The sequence below is a fragment of the uncultured Caldilinea sp. genome, from assembly GCF_937128415.1.
Taxonomy (GTDB): Bacteria; Chloroflexota; Anaerolineae; order Caldilineales; family Caldilineaceae; genus Caldilinea.
Genome location: NZ_CAKZMJ010000066.1, coordinates 153813 through 178739 on the forward strand (window position 1 = coordinate 153813; position 24927 = coordinate 178739).

The window sequence follows — 24927 nt, forward strand, 5'->3', positions numbered from 1 at the left end:
AATGCATCGACGCGTGACCAGGCGCTTGCGGCAATCGGTTTGTTCAAGACCAATGCCTTCTCGCGAGCGCATCTTTCTCAGAGGGCGCTGCATAATAACGCATCGTTCCTGACTCCGGGTTCCGGATGGAAGCCACGGCGGGAGCCGCCGATCAGTATAGCGCAGATCGGGGCGGCCCGCAATGTCCGTTGGCGCCTTTTGCAAACAGGGATGCGCTTGCGCTACATGGCTTCCAACTCGTCGATCATGCCGGCGATGACGTCGAACCCTCCTTGCCAGAAGTCAGGATCGGCGATGTCGACGCCAGCTTCGCGGAGCATCTGCTCTGGCCGCGCTGCGCCGCCGTAGGCGAGGAGCTTGAGATACCCCGGCTTGAACGCGTCGCCCTCCTGCTGATAGCGCCGATAAAGCGCCAGCACCAGGAGCTGCCCAAAGCTGTAGGCGTAACAGTAGAAAGGCGTATGGTAAATGTGGGGAATGCTCACCCACTCGTGCTGGAACTCCGGCGCAATCTCCAGGCTGTCGCCGAACTGATGGCGCAGGTTCTCCATGTACAGCTCGTTCAGACGGTCCTGGGAGGCGTTCTCCAGAATCGCCTGGTGCGCCGCCTTCTCGAAGAGCACGAAGAAAGTCTGTCGCATCACCGTCGCGTACATGTCGTCCACTGCCGACGCCAGCAGGTCGCGGCGCACCAATGGATCGCGCTCCTCGGCCAGCAGACGATCGGTCAGCAACATCTCTGCAAAGACCGACGCCGTCTCCGCCAGAGGCAACGAGGGATGGTGGGTCAGGATCGAATGCTTGGCGGCCAACATGCTGTGAAGGGCGTGACCCAGCTCGTGCGCCAGCGTGGCCACGTCGCGCACCTTGCCGGTGTAGTTCAAGAGCACGTACGGCGTCACGTCGGGCCGCACCGTGGCGCAGAAGGCGCCCCCGCGCTTGCCCTTGCGCACCTCGCTGTCGATGTGCTTCTGATCGAAGACGCGCTGCACCAGCGCCGCTACGTCAGGATCGAAACGCCGGAAGGTGTCGAGCACCAGATCGACGGCATCGCCGTATTCGATGGTGCGGTCGGAAGCGGTGAGCGGCGCATAGATGTCGTAGCGGCGCAGCTTTTCCATGCCCAGCCACTTCGCCTTCAGTTTAAAATAGCGCTGGAAAACCGGCGCATTGCGGGCGACGACCTCCAACAGCGTCTCCACCGCGGCGTCCGGCACGTCGTTGGCGACGTTGCGCACCGCAATCGGAGAGGCGTAGCCGCGCAGTTGCACCTGCTCGTTCCACCAATCGCGCACGCGGTTGTTGTAGATCTGCGCCAGGACTTTCGACTCGTCCCCGTACACCCGGTACAGTTCCTGATAAGCCGCGGCGCGCATCTGTGCGTCGGGCGAGTAGACGTAGCTCATCAGCGCGTCGCGCGTCAGCTTGCGCTCCTCGCCGTCGACCGTGAGCGTGAATTCCAGACGGTTGGTCAACATGGAGTAGACGGTCATCAACCCGGTGATGCCGTTGGCGTCCTTCAGGTTGATGATCTGCTCGGACTTCTCGTCGAGGGTGTAGGGGCGGGTGCGCCGCAGGTCTTGGAGGAAGAAGGCGTAGTCTGGCTCGACGGCGGCGTCGGGCGTCAGGTGTGCAGCGCGCGCGTCGTCCAGCCCTTTCCACCAGAGCTCAAAGAAGAGCAGGCGATTCTGAATGTCGGTGAGCGCCTGCTGCATGCGATTCTGCAAGGTGATGGCGGGGGTCGATTGCGTGTCCGCAGAGAACCAGAGCATGGCGTAGTAGGCCAGCGTCCACGCCTTGCGCAGGATCGACTCATAGCGTCGCAGCGCCTCTGTGACGTCGTCGGCGGTCAGGCTTTCGGCCTGTAGAAGGTCGCGCAGCTTCTCAAACGCGCGCACCTCCTCTTCGACCTCCGCCATCCGCGCCGAGATTTCCTGTTCCGACGGCTCCGCCAACAGCTCGGATAAATCCCAGGCGGAGAGCGCGTACTTGTTTTTCGTGATCGTCATGGCTTATTTCTGCTCGTTCAACAGTTTGCGCAACACCATATGCAGGATGCCGCCGTGCTTGTAGTAGTTGACTTCCACCGGCGTGTCGATGCGGCTGATGACCGTGAATTCTTTGACCTCGCCGTTCTGCGCCGTGGCGCGCACGGTGTACTCCTGACCTGGATGCATGTCGTCGTTCAGGTCGGGGATGTCATACACTTCAAAGCCGGTCAAGCCCAGGCTTTTGGCGCTTTCGCCGGGCTTGAATTGCAGCGGCAGCACGCCCATGCCGACCAGGTTGCTGCGATGGATGCGCTCGAAGCTCTCTGCGATCACGGCGCGCACGCCTTGCAGCAACACGCCTTTCGCCGCCCAATCGCGGCTGGAGCCGGTGCCGTACTCCTTGCCCGCCAACACCAACAGCGGCGTGCCGTCCTGCATGTAGCGTTCGGCGGCGTCCCAGATCGCCATTTTTTCCATGGTGGGAATGTAATAGGTGTAACCGCCCTCTTCGCCGTTGAGCATCTGATTTTTGATGCGAATGTTGGCGAAGGTGCCGCGCATCATCACCTCGTGGTTGCCGCGACGCGAGCCGTAGCTGTTCCACTCCTCGCGCGGGACGCCCAGCGCCTCCAGATAGCGACCGGCGGGGCTGTTGCGCGCGATCGAGCCGGCGGGGCTGATGTGGTCGGTCGTCGTGCTGTCGGGCATGACCGCCAGCACGCGCGCGCCGAGGATAGGCTTGACCGGCGGCGGCTCCGGCGTGATGTTTTGGAAGAAGGGCGGTTCTTTAATGTAGGTGCTCTTCGGGTCCCAGGGGAAGAGCTCGCCGGTCGGCGCCTCGATGGCGTTGAACTGCTCGTTGCCGTCGAAGACGTTGGCGTACTGCTCGCGGAACATCTCCGGCCGCAACGCGCGGCGGATGGTGCGCTGAATCTCTTCCTGGCTAGGCCAGATGTCGCGCAGATAGATCGGCTTGCCGTTTGGATCGTAGCCCAGCGGTTCGGTCTCCATGTCGATGTTGATAGTGCCAGCGATGGCGTAGGCGACCACCAACGGCGGCGAGGCGAGGAAGTTGGCGCGCACGTCTGGGCTGATGCGGCCTTCAAAGTTGCGGTTGCCGGAAAGCACCGCAGCTGCGATCAGGTCGCCTTCGCGGATGGCCTTGCTGATCGGTTCGGGCAGCGGACCGCTGTTGCCGATGCAGGTGGTGCAGCCGTAGCCGACGGTGTGGAAGTAGAGCGCCTCCAGATAAGGCGTCAACCCTGCCTCGTCTAGATAGCGGGTCACCACCTTGGAGCCGGGCGCCATGCTCGCCTTCACCCAGGGCTTGACGTCCAGCCCCAACTCGACCGCCTTTTTGGCGAGCAGGCCGGCCCCCACCATCACGCTGGGATTGCTCGTATTGGTGCAGGAGGTGATGGCGGCAATCACGACGTCGCCGTGCTTCAGCTCGAACTTGCGGCCGGCGTAGGTCACCTCGACGCGCGCGTCCACCTTGTCGGGCGAGAGGCCGTAGCCGCGCGGGCCGACCGGCGCAGTCAGCGCGGCGTTCCACATCTTTTTGGTCTCGCTCAGGTCGACGCGATCTTGCGGTCGCTTGGGTCCGGCCAATGAAGGTCGCACCGTGCTCATGTCCAGCTCGAGCGTGTCGGAGAATTCCGGCTCCGGCGCGTCCGCCGTGTGGAAAAGGCCCTGCTCCTTGCAATAGCGTTCGACCAGCTCCACCAGCTCCTCGTCGCGGCCGGTGCCGATCAGGTAGCGAAGCGTCTCTTCATCGACCGGGAAGAAGCCGGTGGTGGCGCCGTATTCGGGCGCCATGTTGGCGATGGTGGCGCGATCGGGCAGGCTCAATTTGCTGACGCCCGGCCCGTAAAATTCGACGAACTTACCGACCACGCCCTTCTTGCGGAGCATCTCGGTCACGCGCAGCACCAGGTCGGTGGCGGTGGCGCCTTCCGGCAGCTCGCCGGTCAGCTTGAAGCCGACCACCTCGGGCAGCAACATGTAGATCGGCTGGTTGAGCATCACCGCCTCGGCCTCGATGCCGCCGACGCCCCAACCCAGCACACCCAGGCCGTTGATCATCGTCGTATGGCTGTCGGTGCCCACCAGCGAATCGGGGAAGGCGACAGTTTCGCCGTTGGTGCGCAGCTGCACGACTCTGGCCAGATATTCCAGGTTGACCTGATGGACGATGCCGGTGGCGGGCGGCACGACGCGGAAGTTGTCAAAGGCCTGCTGCCCCCACTTCAAAAACTGATAGCGCTCGCGGTTGCGTTCAAATTCCTTTTCGGCGTTGTACTGCAGGGCGAGCACAGTGCCGAACTGATCGACCTGCACCGAGTGGTCGATCACCAGGTCGACCGGAACCAGAGGGTTCACCTTTTTCGGGTCGCCGCCCAAGCGCGCCATGGCGCTGCGCAGCGCCGCCAGGTCCACCACGCTCGGCACGCCGGTGAAGTCTTGCAAAATCACGCGCGCCGGCTTGAAGGGAATCTCCACCTTGCCGGCGGTCTCCGGCCCCCAGTTGGCGAGCGTTTCGATGGCCTCTCTCGTCACTTCAAAGCCGTCGGCCTGGCGCAAGGCGGCTTCCAGCAAGATGCGAATCGAAAACGGCAGACGACTGATATTGAAGCCATGTTTTTCAAGGGCGGAGAGGCGATAGAGGACCGCCTTGCCGCTGCCGGTGTCGAAAGTATCTTTCACGCCAAAATAGTCTTGTGTAGCCATGAGGAGATCCTTTCTATGCATTCAGGCCAGGTGAAACGGCGAAGGCGCCTGGCGTTTCCGCTGCGTTGCTTTCAGGTGACGCCGTCTCCCCATGTGCCATCGCCCAATGAATTTCCTGATTAGCACAGAATCATACCAGCACACCCCGCCGAAAGCGAACTATTGGAGGCGAAAAGATGCAATATAAATTATGTTACGTGGTTGAACCCGCAATCGATGGAGCGGATCGAGCCAATAGAGCGCTCAGCAGGCGGGCCCTCACCCCCCGCCCCCCTCTCCCAACGCTGGGAGAGGGGGGAAGAGAGCGCCGTCGGTGAAGCTCGTAGGTGCGGCTCCCAGCCGCACGTCCTCGACAGACCCGAGAATTTGGCTAACCGACGAAGCGCTGCCATGCGGCCCTCACCCCCTGCCCCCTCTCCCAATGCTGGGAGAGGGGGCAGAGAGCGCCGTAGCTGCGGCTCGCAGCCGCAGATCCTCGGCAGGCCGAGGAAGGCCCTCACCCCCTGCCCCCTCTCCCAATGCTGGGAGAGGGGGAAATGGGAACCGCACGTTCTGGGTGGATCCGGCAGGGAGCGCCCGACCAAAGATGCAGATTCTCCCAGGCCATGCTATACTCTGGCCTGTATGGACTACCTTCAGCGTTATGCAGGCAAAAAGACGCTCATCACCGGCGGCTTGGGTTTTATCGGCTCCAACCTGGCGCGGCGGCTGGTGGACCTGGGCGCACAGGTGACGGTCGTCGATTCGCTGATTCCCGACTACGGCGGCAATCTCTTCAACATCGCCGGCTACGAGGATCGCCTGCGCGTCAACATCGCCGATGTGCGCGATCCCTACTCCATGCGCGCGTTGGTGAAAGGACAGGACATCCTTTTCAATCTGGCCGGCCAGGTCAGCCACATGGATTCGATGCTCGATCCGTTCACCGATCTGGAGATCAACGCCCGCAGCCAATTGTCCATCCTCGAAGCCTGTCGCCTTGAAAATCCTGAGGTTCGCATCGTCTACGCCGGCACGCGGCAACAGTACGGCAGGCCGCGCTACCTCCCCCTGGACGAGGAGCACATCCAGGCGCCGACCGACGTCAACGGCGTCAACAAGATGGCGGGCGAGTGGTTTCACATGGTCTATCACACCGCCTATGGATTGCGCACGACTTCCCTGCGCTTGACCAACACCTACGGTCCTCGTCAACTGATCCGACACAACCGCCAGGGCTTCATCGGCTGGTTCGTGCGCCTGGCAGTGGAAGGCAAGACCATCCAGATCTACGGCGACGGCCAGCAGCTGCGCGACCTCACCTACGTCGACGACGTGGTGGACGCTTTTCTGCGCGTCGGCGTCAGCGACGTCGCCTGCGGGCAGGTCTTCAACCTGGGCGGACAGACGCCCGTTTCGCTGCTGGCGCTGGCGCAGCTGCTCGTGCGACTCGCCGGTCGCGGCCGCGTCGAGCTGGTCCCCTGGCCCGAAGAGCGCAAAAAGATCGACATCGGCGACGTCTACTCCAGCTATGCGCGCATCCAGATGACGTTGGGCTGGTCGCCAACGACCCCGCTCGAGGAAGGGTTGCGGCGCATGATCGAGTATTACACCGAGCATTGGGAGCACTATGTGTAGGCGGGTGTATATTGCGTGTTGCGTGGCGCGTGGATTGTAATGAATCGTAAAGCGCCGTTAGGCGGCGCCCGATACGGAACACGCAACACGAATAACGGTTTGGCTCATGAAGATACCTTTTAACGACCTGCGCGCGCTTTATCTTGCGCACCAAAAGGAGATCGACGAGGCGGTGCAGCGCGTGCTCGCCGGCGGCTGGTACATCCTGGGGCGCGAGGTGCAGGCCTTCGAGGCGGAATTCGCCGCCTATTGCAGCGCAGCAGGGTGCGTGGGCGTCAACTCCGGCACCGATGCGCTCCATCTTGCATTGCGCGCCTGCGGCGTCGGCCCCGGCGATGAGGTGGTCACGGTGGCGCATACGGCCGTGGCGACGGTGGCCGCCATCCGCATGGCCGGCGCCACGCCGGTGCTGGTCGACATCGATCCGCAGACCTACACGATGTCGCCGACTGCGCTGGCCGAGGCGATCACGCCCGCCACGCGCGCGGTGATCCCGGTGCATCTGTACGGCCACCCTGCCGATATGGACGCCATTTGCGCGGTCGCCAAAGAATGTTTCATCATCGAAGATTGCGCCCAGGCGCACGGCGCGCATTACAAGGGTAGGCCGGTGGGCAGCTTCGGCGATCTGGCCTGCTACTCTTTTTACCCGACCAAAAACCTGGGGGCGTTGGGCGATGGCGGCGCCGTCACGGGGAATGACCTGGAGCTGCTGGAGAAGGTCCGTTTATTGCGCGAGTATGGATGGACCCCACACGCTCGCTATATCTCCCAAATGGAAGGCGTCAACAGCCGCCTCGACGAGCTGCAGGCGGCCATCCTGCGCGTGCGGCTGCGCCATTTGGACGAGGACAACGAGAGACGGCGTCGACTTGCAGCGCTCTACAACGATCTGCTGCCTGACGCGCTCCAAAAACCGGTGGAGCGCCCCGATTGCCGCCATGTCTACCACCTCTACGTGGTGCAGCATCCCGAGCGGGAGCGACTGCGCAGCCGCCTCGCCGACCAGGGCGTCGGCGCAGCCATCCATTACCCTGCGCCGGTGCACTTGCAACCCGCCTATCAAAACGGCGCGGTGTGCGCCCACGCCCTGCCTGTCACCGAGCGCGCCGCGCGCGAGGTGCTTTCGCTGCCGATGCACCCGATGCTGAGCGAAATGCAGGTTCGCCAGGTGGTCGAGGCGGTGTGCGCCGCGCTTGATTGAAGCCCGATGAGCGACGTGTCTTCGCCGCAGGCTGCGGCGCGCCCCTGGCGACGCCTCCACCTTCCAACCGATCCATATCTGTGGGCGCTGATGGCGCTGGCCCTTCTCTACACCGTCGTTTTCACGCAGCTGGCCTGGGAGATGCACGCCGGCATGCGCACCCACCGTTCGGACCTGGGCCAGATCGACCAGGCGATCTGGAACAGCAGCCGCGGGCGTCTGCTGGCGCAGACCGACAACGGCTTCGAGGCCACCCGCCTCACCGATCACGTCGAGCCGATCCTGGCGTTGATCAGTCCGATCTACTGGTTTTGGAACGATGTGCGGGCGATTTTGCTGTTGCAGGCTGCAGCGGCGGCGAGCGGCGCGCTGCCGCTCTACCTGCTTGCCTTGCGCAGGTGCGAAGCGGCCTTATCCCCGCGCGAGCGCCTTCAGGTGTGGCGGCTGGAGCCGCTGCAACAGAAGGCAAGGCCGCTGGCCTTTGCGTTGGGCGTCGCCTATCTGTTGGCGCCTCAGCTTCAGTCTGCGCTGCTGACCGAGTTTCACGCCGCACCCCTGGCTGCACCGCTCGTGCTTTGGGCGTTTTGGGCGGTGGACGCGCAGCGCTGGAGGCAATTTGTGGTCGCCGCGCTGCTCGTGGCCGGCGTGAAAGAAGAGATGGCGCTGCTCGCCGCCGGGCTGGGCGCATGGGCGATGTGGCGCGCATGGTGGGAAGGCAAGGCGCACAAGCAATGGGTCCCGGGCGCGTTCGTTCTGGGCGTGAGCCTCGTTTGGTTTTTCATCGCCACCTTTGTCATCGTGCCTATGCACGCCGTGCTCATCTACGACGCCGCAGAAAGCATCTATTTTCAGCGCTACGGCGCTCTGGGCTCTTCGCCGCTCGATATCCTGAAAAGCCTGGTGACGCGCCCCGATCTCGTGCTTCAGATCGCCGGCGAACCGCCGCGCACAGCCTATCTGGTGGGGCTGCTGGTCATCTTCGCCTGGCTGCCGCTTTTGGGCGTGGAAATCATCCTGCTATCCGCGCCGCTGCTGCTCGCCAATTTGCTCAGCGCCTATCCTGCGCAATACTACGGCGAGTTCCACTACAGCGCGCCGCTGGCGGCCTACATGGGCGCCGCTGCGGCGTATGGGCTGGGTCGACTGTGGCGCTGGACGACGCAGCGACTCGATCGCAACTCGCCCGCCTTTCAGCATCTGCCCGCGCGCGGGGCGGGAACCATGGCGCTCGTGGCTCTGGTGCAGAACGCGCGCACGGCGCTGACGCCGATCGCTGCGTTCCTCCTCGTCGCCTGGGTGCTGGCCTGGTCGGTGGGCAACTATCTGCACTATGGCCGCGGCCCGCTGGGCGGCCGCTATGACCCGACGCCGGTCACGGCGCACCATCGCCTACTGGAGCGTTTCGTGGCGCAGATTCCCGCCGACGCCCGCGTGACCGCCACCGCCGGCGTCCACCCGCATGTGAGCCATCGCCGCTACGTCTACCAGTTTCCGCTCGGCCTCGATGCGCCTACGCCGCCGACGGAGCGGGCGCAATGGGCGCTGCTCGACGTGACCACCAACACCGACATGGCGCCGGGCGATCTGAAAGCGCGCGTCGACGCCATGCTGGCCGGTGAGTGGGGCGTGGTGGACGCCGCCGACGGATTTCTTCTGCTCGCCGAGGGGGTGGAGAAGAAAGAGATTCCCGAAGACTTCTACACCTTCACGCTCGTCGGTCATGAAGAGGCGCCGGAGACGCCGCTCCGGCTGCTTTCCATCGCCGTCGAAGACTGGCCGCGCTGGCGGCAGACAAAGGTGATCTTCGAGTGGGTGGTCGGCGCAGGCTACGACCCGACGCTGACGACGCCAACAGCTCTTCTCAAGACGCCGCAGCAGGACGTAATCGCCACGCTGGAGAGCGCTGCGCCGCCTGCGCTGGTCTGGCGACCGCCTTCGCAGTGGCGCCCGGGCGATCGCGTGCGCGTGGCGACGCTGGGGCTGTTCCTGCCGCGCACGACGCTCGTCGAAGCGTCCGGCGCCGACCGCCGGCCTGCCGCCATCTTCCGTCGCCTGGAGAAGGGTCAGCTGGTTCGCCTGCCCGACGATCTCTCCACTGCGGCCGATTTGGGCGCGGCGCTAGCTGCAGCCGACGTCGGGGCGCTGCGCTCTGCAGAAGCGCAATTCCGTTTACCCAGTGGCGACTCGATGGCGCTGCGCGCCTGGGTGCCCGAGCGCAGCCTGCACCCAGGCGGCGACCTCGACCTCTGGATGCGCTGGGAAGCGCCCGCATGGCCCGAGCAACTTTCCGCCTTTGTACATCTGCGGCGCAATGGGGAAATAGTGACGCAGGCCGACGGCGCGCCGATCTTCTGGCCTGCTGCGGACGGCTTCATCAACGACTGGCGGCAGATGACAATTCCCGCCGATCTGCCGCCCGAGGGCGAATGGTCGCTGGCAGTGGGGGTGTATGACCTGCGCAGCGGCGTGCGTCTTCCGGTGGAAAACGGCGAGGACGCGTTGATCATCGGCCCTCTGCGGATGACGACGCCGCCTCCGCCCGACCAAACGTGCGCCCTGATTCCACAGAGCTGCGCTGCACAATAGGCGGAGGTTGCAAGTGCGCCCAACGCCGTGAAAAGAGAAACAGCGCTCGATCAAAGCCGCGACCGGTTGAAAGAGAACGCGCCGCAGATGCGGTCAAGGACTGGCCAAAGAACCGGTCAGCGTTATACTATCTATCACCAGAAACAGCACCCAAAGGAGTCTCTGAACCAGAAGCGCGCTATGCAGACAGAAAGTTCACTTTCCAGGACGCAACTGCGCCAGGACGCCAATCGCTGGCTGCGCACTTACGGCACCTTCATCGGCTTTCTGGCGATGATCGTCATCTTCTCGCTGTTGCGGCCAGGCGTCTTTCTTAGCCCGAACAACCTGCGCAACATCACCGAGCAGGTCGCCATCCTCGCCATCGTCGCCACGACGATGACGGTGGTGATGGTGGTCGGCGACTTCGACCTTTCCGTCGGCGCGCTGGCAAGCCTCAGCGGCGTCGTCGTAGCCGATCTGCTCATCCAAGGCGTAGGCCTGTGGCCGGCCGTGCTGGTCGCGCTGGCCGTGGGCGCAGCGGCCGGGCTGCTCAACGGGCTATTGGTCGCCTATTTCGGCCTCTCCGCCTTTGTGGCCACGCTGGCGACGATGACGGCTTTTCGCGGCCTTTCGCTCTTTTACACCAACGGCTCGACGCTCTTTTCAGGCATCCCGGAGAGTTTCAGGCTTTTCGGCCAGAGCTTCACCGGCCCGATCCCCAACTCGGTGTTGATCATGCTGGGCGTGCTGGCGGCGACTTGGTTCGTGCTGGAGCAGACGACCTTCGGGCGACGCCTCTACGCCGTCGGCGGCAACGCCCAGGCCTCCTATCTGGCCGGCCTGAACGTGCGCGCATTGCGTCTCTCCGCCTTCGTGATCTCCGGCCTGGGCGCAGCGCTGGCCGGCGTCGTGCTGACCAGCCGGCTCTTTTCTGCGCATCCGACCGCCGGAGAGCCGCTGATGCTCAACTCGATTGCGGCCGTCTTTCTCGGCATGACGATGTTTCGCGAGGGCGAGCCGCACGTCCCCGGCACCTTCGTCGGCGTGTTGTTGCTGGGCGTGATGAGCAACGGACTGAACATCCTGCAGGTCAACTCCTACATTCAGCTCGTCCTGACCGGCGCAATCATCCTGCTGGCGGTGCTGCTGTCGGGGCTGGCGAGGAGGGAGTAGGGAGGAGGAGAGCGGGGGAGGAGGAGAGCGGGGGAGGAGGAGAGCGGGGGAGGAGGAGAGCGGGAGAGGAGGAGAGCGGGAGAGGAGGAGAGCGGGAGAGGAGGAGAGCGGGAGGGTTTCTGCGCTTATGTGCTGGATTTATCATCCATTTCATTTCTCACACCAGAAGGAGTTTACATCATGAAGCACCGATTGATTCACGCTTTGTTGCTGGTCGCCCTTGTGTTGAGCCTGGCCGCATGCACGGCGGTGGCGCCCACCGCCCCTGCCGGCGAGGCAGGCGGAGCAGGTCAGACCAAGACTGTCGCCGTGGTGACGCCCTACATGGCCAACGCCACCACCAAGTACGCCATCGAGCAGTTCGAAAAGTATGGCAAAGCCAAGGGGTGGAACGTCACCGTCACCGACACCAACGCCGACTTTAACCTGCTGGTCAGCCGCATCGAAGACGCCGTCACGCAGAAGGTGGACGCCATCGTGCTCGGCATGGGCGACCCTGCGCAGATGACCAAGGGGCTGGAGGCGGCGCAGGCGGCCGGCATCCCGGTCTTCGGGCTGGACGCAGGCAACGGCCCCGGCGTGGTGCTCAACATCACCTCCGACAATGGACAGCTAGGCCGAGAGACGGCGCGCTATCTGGCCGAGGCGATCGGCGGCAAAGGCAATGTGGTGATGTTCACGCATGACCCACATCCTGGCGTGCGCGCACGCGCCGAAGCCGCCGCCGCTGAATTCGCCAACTATCCGGAGATCACGGTGATCGAAAAGAAGCACATCGAGGTGCCCGGACCGGTCGACTTTGCGCGCAGCGTCACCCAAGACCTGCTGACCGCCTATCCCAACGACGGCGACATCGCCGGCATTTGGGCCGGTTGGGACGAGCCGGCGCTGGGCGCCACGCAGGCCATCGAGGCGGCCGAACGCAGCGGCATCGTGGTCGTCGGCATCGACGGCACCGACTTCGCCCGCGCCGAGATCGCCAAGGGCGGCCCCTTCATCGCCTCCATCGCCCAGGACTTCGACGGCATGGCGAAACAGCTGGCGGACATTATCGAAGCCTACTTCAACGGTGAAAAGCCCGCCAGCGACAGTGTGCAGATTCCGGGCGTGATGGTGACGAGGGAGTAATGGACGCCATCCTCGCCATTGACGTCGGCACAACCGGCGCCAAGGCGGCGCTGGTCGGTCGCGACGGCGCCATCCTGGTCAGCGCCTTCGCCTCCTATCCGACGCATACGGCCGCAGGCGGCGTAGTCGAACAAAACCCGCAGGATTGGTGGGCGGCGGTCTGCGCAGCGCTGGGCGAACTGTGGCGCAACGCAGGCAAGGATGTGCAGGTCGCCGCCGTCATCCTGAGCGGTCAGATGCAGGACTTGATCCCGCTCGGCGATGACGACGCGCTCGGCCCGGCGCTGCTTTACGCAGACAGCCGCGGCCAGGAGGAGGCCGCCGCCATCGAGCACCTTGTCGGCGTAGAGACTTTGACCGCAGTCACGGGCAACGCCCAGGGCGCTGCCAGCGTGCTCGCCAAATGGCGCTGGCTGGCGACGCACGAACCCCAACGGCTGGCGAAGACGCGCACGATCTTGCTCGGCAGCCATGACTACATCGCCTGGCGCCTGTGTGGAGTCGCCTCCGCCGACCCAACGACTGCAGCCACCACCGGCCTGCTCGACTGGCGCACGCGCAACTGGGCGCTTGGCTTGCTGGAGCAGATCGGGCTGGATGCAGGGCTGCTGCCGGCCTTGCATCCGTCCGGCGCGCGGATCGGCGTGGTGAGCGCCGCCGCGGCGCAGATGACCGGTCTCCCTGCAGGAACGCCGGTGCTCCAGGGCGTCGGCGATCTCGGCGCAACGACGGTGGGCGTCGGCGCGGCTGCGCCCGGCGTCATCTACGCCTACCTCGGCACCAGCGGCTGGATCGCCGTCAGCCGCAGCGACGCCATTCCCATGCCCGAACGCGGCGTCTTCACCATCTGCCATCCGCAGCCGGGCCTCTGGATTCAGGTGGCGCCGGTGTTGACCGCCGGCGGCAACCTGGAGTGGCTGCGCCGCGCGCTGGCGTCGCCTGTGGGCGAGCCGCTCGACTACGCCCATCTCGATCGATTGGCTGCGCAGGCGTCTCCCGGCAGCGGCGGCGTGCTCTATCTGCCCTACCTCAACGGCGAGCGTTCGCCTTTCAGCGACCCGAATGCACGCGCCGGCTTCCTGGGCGTCTCCGCCGCGACGACGCAGGCGGACCTGGTGCGCGCGGTCATGGAAGGGACGGCGTTCGCCTATCGCTCGCTGCGCGAGGCGTTGGGCGTGGTCGAGCGCGGCGCGTTGGTGCTGGCGGGCGGTGGCGGGAAGTCGCCCGTGTGGGCGCAGATTCTGGCCGATGCACTGGCGCAGCCGGTGCAGATTGCAGCCGCGCCGGGCGATGCGCCGGCGCGCGGGGCGGCGATCGCGGCGGGGCGGGCGCTCGGCTGGTATGAGACTCTTACGCCGGGCGAGGGGTTCTTCCCTGTGCAGACGGTCTATACACCCATCGCAGCGAATGTGCGCAGGTGCGATCGGCTTTATCCGGTCTTCGCCGGCCTCTATCCGGCGCTGCGTGAATCGTTTGCGGCGCTGGCGCAGGCGCTCAACCAAGGAACCTGAACGGGCCGGTCTGGCCGCTTCTTTCCATCCAACCGTGAGCTTTCCCGGGCGGGAAAGCTCACAGTGTTTGATACATCCGCTTAGTTCGTCACCGTGACCTGGATGTCGACCACCGCTTCATAATTGTCGCTGACGCCCACGATCGGGACGAGATAGACGCCGGGGGATGTGTTGGCCGAGGAAATTGTGACGCTCACGGAGACTCCGTTTGCCGTTGGCATGACATGGGTTTTACTGAAGTTAACAGCCAGACCATCGCCTTCTCTGCACCGGATTGTCTGCTGAGTAGGCGGCTGAGATGCCTGTCCACTTCTGCTGATCAACGGCAAAAACACATTGACGGCATTGGCGGCGTTGGCAAATCGAATTGGGGTGATTGAAACGCTCTGCACGCTGGGCGCCGCAGAGCAGCAGATGGGCGATGCGGCTGCTGCTCTGCTTCATTATCAAGAGGCGCTGCATCTGAGTCGCACGTCCAATGCCCAATTTTACGAGGGAGCGATTTTACTGGAAATCGGCAACGCCTGGGCTGTTTTAGAACAGCCGGAGGCGGCGCTCGCTGCCTATCGTCAGGCGCTAGACCTGACGTGCGCCGATGGACGCCTCCACCCGAGCATTGCAGTGAAAAGCGAGATGGCAGCCGTTTATCTGGCACAGAGTCGGCTCGCCGAGGCGCTTGCTTTGATTGAAGAAACGCTGCCTTCGCTGAATGCGTCGATCGTGCAGAAATTGCGAGATCCGCTGCAGGTCTATTGGATCTGTCGCCAGGCGCTTCAGGCGAACCGCGCCGCCGACGCCGACTCGCTACTGGCTGAAGCACACGCTTACCTGCAAGCCGAGGCGAACAGCCTTCACGACGAAGCCTTGCGAACGTCCTTTTTAGAACGCGTCTTCGTCAACCGGATGATCCAGAATGCGTATCGATCGGGCTTTTGAGGCCGCCAGCCCATCCCTCGCTTTCCAGCGTCGCCTTCCGTCTTTCATCGCCTACCCCTTCAACCCCGTCGTGCTGATGCCTTCGACCAGGAAGCGCTGGAACAGGATAAAGATCACGAAGACCGGCACCAGCGACAGGCTGGACATGGCGAAGATGGCGCCCCAGTCCGTCGTGCCCGAAGGGTCGGCGAAGGCGCGCAGCGCCAGCGAGACGGTGTAAAGCCTGGGGGCATTCAGATAGATGAGCGGCGACAGAAAATCCTCCCACGTCCAATAAAACGAGAAGATCGCCGCTGTGATCAGGGCCGGCGTGATCTGTGGCAAAATGATGCGGAAAAAGACGCCGCCTTTGCCGCAGCCGTCCATCTCCGCCGCCTCGTCCAGGTCGCGCGGGATGCCGCGGATGAATTGCATGATCATAAAAATGAAGAACGCCTGCCCGCCAAAGCGCGGCAAGAGCAGCGGATAAAAGGTGTTGATCCACCCCAACTGGCTGAAGACAATGTACTGAGGAATGATCTGCACCTGCACCGGCAGCATCAACGTCGAGAGCATACAGGCGAACCAGAAACGACGGCCGGTGAAATTGATCCGCGCAAAACCATACGCAACGACGGCGGAGGCCGCCACCGCCAACAAGGTACCGACGCCGGCGTAGAAAAACGAGTTGAGATAGAAGGTGGTGAACGTAATGCCCCCGAAGCCCCTCCAGCCGTTGATGTAATTTTCCAGCGTGAACTGCTGGGGAATCAACGAAGAGACGTTCGTCCAAATCTCGGCGCGCCCCTTGAACGAGCTGGCGAAGAGCCACAGGATCGGATAAAGCATCACATATCCCAAGCCGGCCACAACCCCATGATATATCACTGTGCGGAAGGTTTTATGCTGGAGGACCGAGCGCGGTGCGCGCACAGCAGCTCGCCCAGAAGCCGTCGAGACCGTTTCCATCTAACTCAATCCTCCTGTGAACTGTAGAAAACCCAGTACGACGAAGAACGAAAGACCAACACCGTCAATACGGCGATGATAATCAACAACACCCACGCCATCGCCGACGCGTATCCCATCTGAAGGCTGACGAAGGCGCGTTGATAGATGTACAGCGCATAGAAAAGCGTCGTGTCCAGCGGCGCGCCGCCCGTGATGACAAACGCCTGCGTGAAGACCATAAAGCCGCTGATCAGTTGCATCACCAGGTTGAAAAAGATGATCGGCGTCAGCAGAGGCAGCGTGATGCGCCAGAATTGCTGCCAGCCGTTGGCGCCGTCAATGGAGGCCGCCTCATAGAACTCCCGCGGAATCTGCTTCAGTCCGGCCAGAAAGATCAGCATGGGCGAGCCGAACTGCCACACCGCCAGCAAAATCAGCGTCCAGATTGCGGTGTTCGGGTTGCCCAACCAGGCCACGTCCGTGCCGAAAACGGCGTTGATCAGACCATTGCGTCCGAAGATCTCCCGCCACATCACCGCGACGGCGACGCTGCCGCCGACGATCGAAGGCGCATAATAAGCGGCGCGATAGCCGGCGACCATCCGCCGATTGGTGTTCAACAGCATGGCCACGGCTAGCGCGAAGATCAGGCGCAACGGAATGGCTGTGAATGCATAAAAGAAAGTCGCCTGCAGCGATTTGATATAGCGCGGGTCGCGCGTAAACATGCGTTCAAAATTCTCGAGCCCCACCCATCGCCATGTCGGGCTCAACACGTCGTAGTTCGTGAAGGCCAGCACGAGCGAAGCGATGATCGGTATAAACGTGAAGGCAAAAAAAGCGATCAACCAGGGCGAGATAAAGAGATAGCCCATCCAGTTGTCATGACGCCAACGCTTTTTGTGAGGTTTGACCGATTGTCGGCGTTGGTCGTTGGCATGCTGAGAGGATGAAGAGACGGAGAGCGCTTCGCTCATGTTCACTCCTTTCACCATGGTCACCGGCAACGATCGTCAGGCGACCGAAAGGGTGAAACAGCTATCCTTCCGGTCGCCTGAAACGAGGGAGAGTCAGCGAGCGGCCGCCGCTAACACGATGTTCGCTTCTTCGCGCAGGATGCGCACGGCGTCTTCGGCGCTTTGTTGGCCGAACATGAACGGATCGATCACCAGCGGCCAGTAGACGTTGTTGATCAAATCCGCGTGACCCGGGGCGTCCGGCGGAGGGATCGGGCTAACGCTCGACTCGATGGAGGCGATGTAATCAAACATCATCTTCTGCGGCGCGTCGAGCAGTGGCTCCAGCGCCGCGCGCACTTCCGAGGAGACCGGCACGCCGCGTTCGGCCATCAACACTTTGTTGGCGTCCACGTTGTTCGTGAAGAAGTCGATGAACATCGCCGCTTCCTTGGGATGGCGCGCCTGCGAAGTGATCGAGAAGAACATGCTCGGCTTCAGGTAATTGGCCGAAGCGCCCCCCGCCGGCCGCGGCATCGGCAGCAGAATAAAGTTGCGCCCTTCGCCCGCCGCGCTGGTCAGAGCCACAATCTGGTTGCTCCACACATAGGTCATGGCCGACTGACCCGTGACGATGAGGTCGGTCTCCACGCTGCCGCCGGCGGCGATCTCCTGCTCGCGGCTCTGCGTGACGCCTGCATCCTGCAGCCGTTTCACCATCTTCAGGTAATCAATGAAAGGCTGGTCATCTTCGTAGCCGAGGCCGGTGCCATCTTCATTGTACACCCATTGCCCCAAGCTGAGGTAAATGTTTTTCCAGAGCTGTTCGTTGGTCAGGTTGCCGGTGAAGCCGTAGATGCCCAGCTTTTCGTGCAGCTCCGTCGCAACGCGCTCGAATTCATCGAACGTCCAATCCGGATTGGGCGTTTCCAGGCCTGCCTCGGCCAGCTTGTCCGCATCGATCACGATGGTCATCGAATTCGTGCCCAGATTCACGCCGTACAATTTGCCGCCGAGACGTCCACCCGCCAGCGAGCTTTCGGAGACATTGGCAAAATTCAGCGTGCCGTCGGCGACGAAATCATCCAACGGCGCCAGCAGGCCACGCGACACCCACTCCTCCAAACGCGCGTAGTCCTGTTGCATGATGTCGGCCAGATTGCCTCCGGCCGCCTGCGTGCTCATCAGCGTCCAGTAGTCGCCCCACCCGGCGAACTCGTAGACAATATCAATGTTGGGATGCAGTTGTTCAAATTGCTCGATCACGGCGATCGTGCGGTCGTGGCGATTTTGCGAGCCCCACCAGGCTATGCGCAACTCGATCTTGCCATCACCGCCGGCGGCTGGCTGGCTGGCCGCTTCAGGCGCGGCGGCGGGCGCCGCAGGCGCGCATGCAGCGAACACAAGTGCAATTGTCGTCAGGACAGCCAGAAGAAGCCAGAATTTGTGTCGCATGTTCGATCTCTCCTGTCAAAAATTGGTTCAAAGACTCGCGAAACGATGTTCAAACGCTGGAAAGGCATCCTCTAAATCATCTGTTCAATGCGCACACCCTCCTCACCGATTTTGCAATTGAACGGAAACACCGACCGACAGATGGGCAACTTGCTTTGCCCCCATGCGCAACAGGTCTTTTCCTGCGGACGCCGTCATCAAGTTGGAAAATTCGGGAAAATTCGATCTAGCCAAAATCAAACTTTTCGTATATCATATAGGATATACGATATTCAAGGAATGTCAAGCCAGAAATTTTTTGAAATGCAGCGGAAGCAATGGCGCCGTAAATATTCGAGAGTCAAAAGAGATTTGATCTCAGAGCACACCGCCTCACCCGTTCGCAATCGGTTTGCATCAACTTAGCATTGCGACAAAAATCGAACATGAAGTGGACGCAGCGCCAACAAGGCAGCGCCTCATACGGAAAGGCAGCGTAGGAAGAGGGGACACGATTCACCTATGGCTACATCGATGACGCGCCCTACATTTCGTAGTAAACCCAAAGTCGTTTATGACATGCTGCGCGAGGCGATCATCCGCGGCGAATATAAACCCGGCGATCGCTTGGTGATCGACGAGGTCGCCGCTCAACTGGGCGTCAGCCCCATCCCTGTACGCGAAGCCGTGCGCCAACTGGAAGCCGATGGGCTGATCGTCTTTGAACCTTACACCGGCGCGACGGTCACTCAGCTCAGCCCTAAGCTCATCTTTGAAATTTTCGCCCTTCTGGAGGCGCTCGAGGTGATCTGCGGGCGTCGCGCCTGTTCATGCATGACGGAGGCTGAGCTGACGGAGCTGAACGCTGTGGTTCAGGCGATGGACGCCGCAATCGACAACCCAGAAACCTGGTCGCAACTCAATCGGCAATTTCATCTGATGATTTGCCGCTTTGCACAGGTCCAATTGATCGAGCGTATGCTCGAAATGGTGCTCGACCATTGGGAGCGGCTGCGACTGCACTACGTCAGCGCCGTGCTTCAGCCTCGCATTCCCGAAGCGCAGCAGGATCATCGAGAGATCATCGCGGCGTTCCGGCGTCGCGACCCGGAGGCAGTGGAGCAGCTGCTGCGCAGCCACAATCAACGCGCACTGGCTGCCTATATCGATCTGTTAACGCAAAGCGGTCATTTGGAACAACAAACAGGAGGTTGCACATGACAAGCCGGCTATCGACGCTGCAGACGACGGATGCCGCGCCCCAGGAAGACGCCTTCGATCCGATCGCGCTGCTGCGCCCGCGACGCAAAATCACCGGTGTTTCTGCGATTCTGTTGCCTTTTTTCGACGACGGCGAGGTGGACTGGGCGGGCTTTGAAGCGCACGTCGCGCGTACGTTGGAGGCCGGCCTGACGCCGGCCGTCAACATGGACACAGGTTATGTCAATTTACTTGACGATGCCACGCGGCAAGAGGCGCTTGCACGGACACAAACAATCGCCGACGGGCAAGAATTCGTCGCCGGCGCCTTTGTCGGCGATCGACCGGGCGCCACCTTCGACTACGACGCCTATGCCTGCCAGATTGAAACGATCCAACAGGCGGGCGGCGTTCCGGTGATCTTCCAGTCCTTCGGGCTGACCGACCAGCCCGCCGAGGCGATCGTCGCTTCCTACGCCAGGCTCGCCGCACTCTGTGAACGCTTCATCGCCTTTGAGCTAGGCACGATGTTCGCTCCCTTCGGCAAAATTTACGACCTGGAAACCTACGCCGGCCTGCTTGACATTCCACAGTGCATCGGCGCCAAGCATTCCTCGCTCAACCGCATGCTGGAGTGGCGACGCCTGCAGCTGCGCGACGCTCGCCGTCCGGATTTCAAAGTCTTCACCGGCAACGATCTGGCCATCGACATGGTGATGTACGGCAGCGATTATCTGCTCGGTCTCAGCACCTTTGCGCCCGACCTCTTTGCGCAGCGCGATGCGCTGTGGGCCGCCGGCGATCCAGACTTTTATGAGCTAAACGATCGGCTTCAATATCTGGGCTTTTTCGCTTTCCGTCGACCGGTGCCTGCGTACAAACACAGCGCCGCCCAATTTTTGAAATTGCGCGGCTGGATCGCCAGCGACGCTCCACACCCGCGCAGTGAGCGCAGGCCGGAGAGCGACGTCGCCATCTTACGCGAGTTGGGCGAACGGTTGGGTGTGGTCAATTAATTCAGCGCAGGCTTTCAGAAAGGACGAAGCGATGGATCGCTACAAACGGGTGGCGCAACTGCGCACAACGGAAGACTTTCGCACGTATCTGCAGGCGCTTGGGATTGACCTCCCCTTTGACGAAGCGGTTGCGGCCGGGCCAGATGCACCGCTGGCGCAGCCTGTCAGGTGCGGCGAGCGCACGATCGGCAATCGCTTTTGCGTGCTGCCGATGGAAGGGTGGGATGGCTCTTACGATGGCCGTCCGACCGAGCTGACGGAGCGGCGTTGGCGCCATTTCGGCGTCAGCGGAGCCAAGTTGATCTGGGGATGCGAGGCGGTGGCGGTGCGCCACGATGGGCGCGCCAACCCGCGGCAGCTGATGCTCACCGCCGACACCTGGCCCGATCTGGCGCGGCTGCGAGAGCGGTTGGTGGCCGAACACGCCTCGCGCCACGGACGCACCGACGACCTCTTGATCGGGCTGCAGTTGACCCACTCTGGACGCTTTGCCCGACCCGAACCGGATAACAAGCTCCGCCCCGCCATCCTTTATGCGCATCCCATCCTGAATCGCAAATTTGGGTTCCCAGAAGATTACCCGGTGCTGAGCGACGACGACGTCCGACGCTTGATCGACGACTTTGTCGCGGCGGCGCGGCTCGCGAAGCGAGCAGGCTTCGATTTCGTCGATCTCAAACATTGTCATGGCTATCTGGGCCATGAGTTCCTCAGCGCCGTCGATCGCAACGGACGCTATGGCGGCTCCTTCGAGAATCGCACGCGCTTCTTGCGCGAGCTGGTGGAAGGCATCCGCGCCGAAGCGCCCGGCCTCGACATCGGCGTGCGCGTGAGCGCCTTCGACTGGGCGCCTTTCCGACCCGGGCCGGACGGCGTGGGCGAGATGGAGCGCATCGACGGCGAATATCGCTACGCTTTTGGCGGCGACGGCACCGGCATGGGCATCGACCTGCGCGAGCCTTACGCTTTTCTCGACCTGCTCTGCAGCCTGAATATCCGGCTCGTCTGCATCACCGCGGGCAGCCCGTATTACAACCCGCACATTCAGCGCCCGGCGCTTTTCCCGCCCTCCGATGGCTACCGGCCGCCCGAAGACCCGCTGGTGGGCGTGGCGCGTCAGATTGCAGTGGTCGCCAGGCTGAAAGCGCATCGCCCCGAGTTGCTCTACGTCGGCTCTGGGTATTCATACTTGCAGGAGTGGTTGCCTCATGTTGCGCAACGCGTCGTGCGCACCGGCATGGCCGATTTTGTCGGCCTGGGGCGCCTGATCCTCTCCTATCCGGAGGCGCCCGCCGACATGTTGGCCGGCCGACCGTTGCAGCGCAAGCGCCTGTGTCGCACCTTCAGCGACTGCACCACGGCCCCGCGCAACGGCATGGTTTCGGGCTGCTATCCGCTGGATGAATTCTATAAGCAGAGAGAGGAGGCGATGCGTCTGCAGGAGATTAAAGCAAGATTGAGGTGAAGAGGATGCTCCCCGGCTACGCCATCGGGGCAACGATTTTATCGGCAAGCGCGGGATAAACGCGCTTGAAATCGCTTGAGTTCAGCGTCAATACTTGATCGACATTTGCCAGCCAGGCAGCATGAAGGAGTAAACCGTCATAGACGGCGGCGCCGGCAATATGAGAGCGGGTCAGATATTGAAGCATAACAAGATAGTCATAGACCGACAATGCGACGATTTCGCACGTCTCTACAACGTCGCGCTGAATCAACTCCAAAGCTAACGCCGGTGAAATTCGAGGGCGGATTGGCAACCTGGTTAAAATCACGTATAGCTCCGCCAGCGAATGAGCAGCGATCACACCTGTGTTTACTTTTTGCTTCACCTGCATGAGAAGCGGAAAGACGTGCTCGTGTGCAGGATGAGTCGTTACGATTGCGGCGACAAGCACAGAAGTGTCGAAAAAAATTCTCACGGACGAACCTGTTGCATCAAATCTGCAATGCGTCGCTCATGTTCTTGCTGCACAAACTCTATGAGATCTTCTACAGGCTGCGCTTCGACAACCAGGATTCCATCTCTGTCAAACACCTTCGGGACAGTCTCAGGGGATGACGAATCGGATGGGCGTCGGACATCAGGCACAGGAGGCGCCTCCCCTTCAATCAATCGTATCAATTCGGAACGACTGATCCGCCACTCTTTGCCGATCTTCACTCCTCGTAAGTCGCCGCGGTCGAGCATGTTCGTAATCGTTCGACGCGTGACTTGCAAGACTGCGGCGGCTTGTTCAGAAGTCAACACGAGAGGCAGGTCACTCCATTGCGAGATTCGCAAGTTGTTCATATTCAATACTCCGGAGTTCACAAAAACCATCAACATCTTTATATTACCTCAAAAAACTATTTCAATCAACGGATTCAATAACTCTGTATTCTATCTCGGTTCGATTGGTTAGAAAGCGAGGAATTCTTGTCGCGTTATCGAATCGCCTTGATCGGTGCAGGCGGCGTGGTGAACAATCATCTGGAGGCTATCGCCGCCTATGCGGACCGTCTCGAACTGGCGGCGGTGGCCGATCGCGACCTTGCGCGGGCCGAAGCTGTGTGCAGTCAGACGGGCGGGGCGCGCGCCTACGCCGACGCTTACGCCATGCTGGAGGTCGAACGACCTGACCTGGTGCACATTCTGACGCCGCCGGCCACGCACCTGCCGTTGATTCTGGCCGCGCTCGAGACAGGCGCATGGGTGTGGTGCGAAAAACCGCTCTGCCGCTCGCTGGCGGAATTCGACCGGATTGCCGCTGCGGAGGCGCGCACGGGTCGCTACGTCAGCACGGTCTTTCAGTGGCGTTTTGGCTCCGCCGTCGAGCATCTGCGCAGCCTCATGGCGCAGGGGCTGCTCGGAAGGCCGCTCGTCGGCGTCTGTCACACCCTGTGGCATCGCACCGCAGACTATTACGCAGTCGAATGGCGCAGCCGCTACGCCACCGCCGTCGGCGGCCCGACCGCCACGCTCGGCATTCACCTGATGGACCTCTTTCTCTGGCTGTGGGGTGAATGGCAGGAAGTGCAGGCCGTCGCCGCCACGCTCGACCGCGCTATCGAGGTGGAGGACATTTCGATGGCGCTGGTGCGCTTCGAGCACGGTGCGCTCGGCAGCATCGTCAACAGCGCGCTCTCCCCGCGGCAGGAGAGCTATCTGCGCCTGGATTACCAACAGGCGACGGTCGAGGTCCAGGCGCTCTACCGCTACACCAATGCCAACTGGCGACTGACGCCGCTGCCGTCGGTTGAAGAGGCGCTGACGCCCGCCTGGCGTGCGATTCCGTGCGACCGCATGGGCAGCCATGAAGCGCAGCTGGGCGCTTTGCTCGACGCCATGGAGCGCAACGAGCGTCCCCCGGTCAGCGGCCTCGAAGCGAGGCGCATCTTGGAGTTCATCGCCAGCCTTTACAAGTCGGCCTTCACCGGTCAACCGGTGCAACGCGGCTCGATTGCGCCAGGCGACCCTTTCTATGCCTCCATGAAGGGCGCGCCGTATGACGATTAGATTCGCTGCGGTGGGGCTGGCCCATCCGCACATTTTCGACATGACCCGCCGCCTGCATGAGGCCGGTGCGCAGCTGGTCGCCTGCTGGGACGACGACTCGGACAATCTCGCCGCCTTTGTGCGAGCGTTTGCCGACGTGGAGCACAATCGCAACGCGACGTCCATTCTCGAAGATCGAACGATCGACCTGATCGTCAGCGCAGCGGTGCACGACGAGCGCGCTGCGTTGGGGGTGCGCGCCATGCGTCATGAGAAGGATTTTCTCTGCACCAAACCCGGCTTCACGACGCTGGAGCAATGGGAGGAGGCGCGCCGCGTCTGCGCAGAGACCGGACGCCGCTACATTGTTTACTTTGGCGAACGCTTCGGCAATCCCGCCACCGTGCTCGCCGGCGAGCTGGTGCAGCAAGGCGCAATCGGCCGCGTCGTGCACATGACCGGCTTTGGCCCCCATCGCCTTTTTGGCCGCATCCGGCGCCCGCCTTGGGTCTTCCGGCGGACGCGCTACGGCGGCGTCCTCAACGACCTGGCCAGCCATCAGATCGACCAGTTCCTGTTTTTCACAGGCAGCGCCACGGCGGAGATCGCCGCAGCCAGCGTCGCCAACCATCATCATCCACAGTTCCCCGAATTCGAGGATTTCGGCGAGGTGTTGCTGCGCAGCGAGCATGCAACCGGCTACATTCGCGTCGATTGGTTGTCTCCGGCCGGTCTCTCCACTTGGGGGGACGTGCGCCTTTTTCTGCAAGGGACGGATGGCTACATCGAGGTGCGCAAGACCTGCGATCTGCAGGGACGCGCCGGCGGCGATCACCTGTTCCTGGTGAATCATCACGGCGAACAGTACATTCACGCCGCGGATGCGCCGCTGCCCTTCATGCATCTTTTGCTCGAGGACCTGCAAGAACGCACAGAGCGCGCCGTCGCTCAGGCGCATGTCTTCGAGGCGTCCAGATTAGCGCTGCTGGCGCAGCGGGAAGCAAAAGTGCTCACCCGCCCGACATCGGTCTAGGTGAATTGAAGCGATATAGGAT

The 24927-nt window shown here is 62.3% G+C and carries 19 protein-coding genes; 12 read left to right on the plus strand and 7 right to left on the minus strand.

The window, feature by feature from the left end; genetic code table 11:
* Positions 1-221: 221 nt before the first annotated feature.
* Together Q0367_RS11465 and acnA are read right to left on the minus strand one after the other, a co-directional pair.
* Complete coding sequence (locus Q0367_RS11465; RefSeq protein WP_297635717.1) at positions 222-2009, minus strand: M3 family oligoendopeptidase; 1788 nt, start codon at positions 2007-2009, stop codon at positions 222-224.
* A 3-nt stretch (positions 2010-2012) separates the two neighbouring features.
* Positions 2013-4721, minus strand: a complete 2709-nt coding sequence (gene acnA / locus Q0367_RS11470; RefSeq protein WP_297635720.1) for an aconitate hydratase AcnA — start codon at positions 4719-4721, stop codon at positions 2013-2015.
* 624 nt (positions 4722-5345) lie between these two features.
* On the opposite strand from acnA, the gene Q0367_RS11475 reads away from it, so the two are divergent.
* From Q0367_RS11475 to Q0367_RS11505, 7 genes are all read left to right on the plus strand, one after another.
* Complete coding sequence (locus Q0367_RS11475; RefSeq protein WP_297635723.1) at positions 5346-6338, plus strand: NAD-dependent epimerase/dehydratase family protein; 993 nt, start codon at positions 5346-5348, stop codon at positions 6336-6338.
* Between the two features lie 106 nt (positions 6339-6444).
* Complete coding sequence (locus Q0367_RS11480) at positions 6445-7542, plus strand: DegT/DnrJ/EryC1/StrS aminotransferase family protein (protein ID WP_298982338.1); 1098 nt, start codon at positions 6445-6447, stop codon at positions 7540-7542.
* Positions 7543-7548: 6 nt separating this feature from the next.
* Positions 7549-10128, plus strand: coding sequence for a DUF2079 domain-containing protein (locus Q0367_RS11485; RefSeq protein ID WP_297635729.1), 2580 nt, complete (start codon positions 7549-7551; stop codon positions 10126-10128).
* A gap of 180 nt (positions 10129-10308) precedes the next feature.
* Positions 10309-11283, plus strand: a complete 975-nt coding sequence (locus Q0367_RS11490) for an ABC transporter permease (RefSeq protein WP_297635743.1) — start codon at positions 10309-10311, stop codon at positions 11281-11283.
* Positions 11284-11463: 180 nt separating this feature from the next.
* The gene (locus tag Q0367_RS11495; protein WP_297635751.1) at positions 11464-12411 is read left to right on the plus strand and encodes a substrate-binding domain-containing protein; all 948 of its coding nucleotides are present in this window, start codon (positions 11464-11466) and stop codon (positions 12409-12411) included.
* A complete protein-coding gene (locus Q0367_RS11500; RefSeq protein ID WP_297635765.1) occupies positions 12411-13922 on the plus strand; it encodes an FGGY-family carbohydrate kinase in 1512 nt (503 codons plus the stop codon). Before Q0367_RS11495 ends, Q0367_RS11500 begins: the two co-directional genes overlap by 1 nt.
* Before the next feature lie 354 nt (positions 13923-14276).
* Positions 14277-14858, plus strand: a complete 582-nt coding sequence (locus Q0367_RS11505) for a tetratricopeptide repeat protein (protein ID WP_298982341.1) — start codon at positions 14277-14279, stop codon at positions 14856-14858.
* A 51-nt stretch (positions 14859-14909) separates the two neighbouring features.
* Here Q0367_RS11505 and Q0367_RS11510 read toward each other — a convergent pair whose 3' ends face one another.
* From Q0367_RS11510 to Q0367_RS11520, 3 genes are all read right to left on the minus strand, one after another.
* Positions 14910-15806, minus strand: coding sequence for a carbohydrate ABC transporter permease (locus tag Q0367_RS11510; RefSeq protein ID WP_297635771.1), 897 nt, complete (start codon positions 15804-15806; stop codon positions 14910-14912).
* Positions 15807-15811: 5 nt separating this feature from the next.
* Positions 15812-16663 carry a sugar ABC transporter permease gene (locus Q0367_RS11515; protein WP_363325860.1) on the minus strand — a complete coding sequence of 284 codons (852 nt, stop codon included), beginning with the start codon at positions 16661-16663 and terminating at the stop codon, positions 15812-15814.
* 195 nt (positions 16664-16858) lie between these two features.
* Positions 16859-18199, minus strand: a complete 1341-nt coding sequence (locus Q0367_RS11520; RefSeq protein ID WP_297635776.1) for an ABC transporter substrate-binding protein — start codon at positions 18197-18199, stop codon at positions 16859-16861.
* Between the two features lie 501 nt (positions 18200-18700).
* Between Q0367_RS11520 and Q0367_RS11525 the strand changes: the two genes are divergently transcribed.
* The 3 genes from Q0367_RS11525 to Q0367_RS11535 are packed head-to-tail and all read left to right on the plus strand — an operon-like array spanning position 18701 to position 21859.
* Positions 18701-19399 (plus strand): GntR family transcriptional regulator, encoded by a 699-nt coding sequence (locus Q0367_RS11525; RefSeq protein WP_298982344.1) that lies wholly within the window; start codon positions 18701-18703, stop codon positions 19397-19399.
* Positions 19396-20394, plus strand: coding sequence for a dihydrodipicolinate synthase family protein (locus Q0367_RS11530; protein WP_298982346.1), 999 nt, complete (start codon positions 19396-19398; stop codon positions 20392-20394). Before Q0367_RS11525 ends, Q0367_RS11530 begins: the two co-directional genes overlap by 4 nt.
* A gap of 31 nt (positions 20395-20425) precedes the next feature.
* Positions 20426-21859, plus strand: coding sequence for an NADH:flavin oxidoreductase (locus Q0367_RS11535; RefSeq protein ID WP_298982348.1), 1434 nt, complete (start codon positions 20426-20428; stop codon positions 21857-21859).
* A gap of 16 nt (positions 21860-21875) precedes the next feature.
* Here the strand turns inward: Q0367_RS11535 and Q0367_RS11540 are convergent, their stop codons facing one another.
* Together Q0367_RS11540 and Q0367_RS11545 are read right to left on the minus strand one after the other, a co-directional pair.
* Positions 21876-22316, minus strand: coding sequence for a PIN domain-containing protein (locus Q0367_RS11540; protein ID WP_298982349.1), 441 nt, complete (start codon positions 22314-22316; stop codon positions 21876-21878).
* Complete coding sequence (locus tag Q0367_RS11545) at positions 22313-22723, minus strand: helix-turn-helix domain-containing protein (RefSeq protein ID WP_298982352.1); 411 nt, start codon at positions 22721-22723, stop codon at positions 22313-22315. The genes Q0367_RS11540 and Q0367_RS11545 overlap by 4 nt, the downstream gene beginning before the upstream one ends.
* Before the next feature lie 90 nt (positions 22724-22813).
* On the opposite strand from Q0367_RS11545, the gene Q0367_RS11550 reads away from it, so the two are divergent.
* Together Q0367_RS11550 and Q0367_RS11555 are read left to right on the plus strand one after the other, a co-directional pair.
* Complete coding sequence (locus Q0367_RS11550; RefSeq protein WP_298982354.1) at positions 22814-23893, plus strand: Gfo/Idh/MocA family protein; 1080 nt, start codon at positions 22814-22816, stop codon at positions 23891-23893.
* Complete coding sequence (locus Q0367_RS11555; RefSeq protein ID WP_298982357.1) at positions 23883-24905, plus strand: Gfo/Idh/MocA family protein; 1023 nt, start codon at positions 23883-23885, stop codon at positions 24903-24905. The genes Q0367_RS11550 and Q0367_RS11555 overlap by 11 nt, the downstream gene beginning before the upstream one ends.
* The last annotated feature ends 22 nt before the right edge of the window (positions 24906-24927 follow it).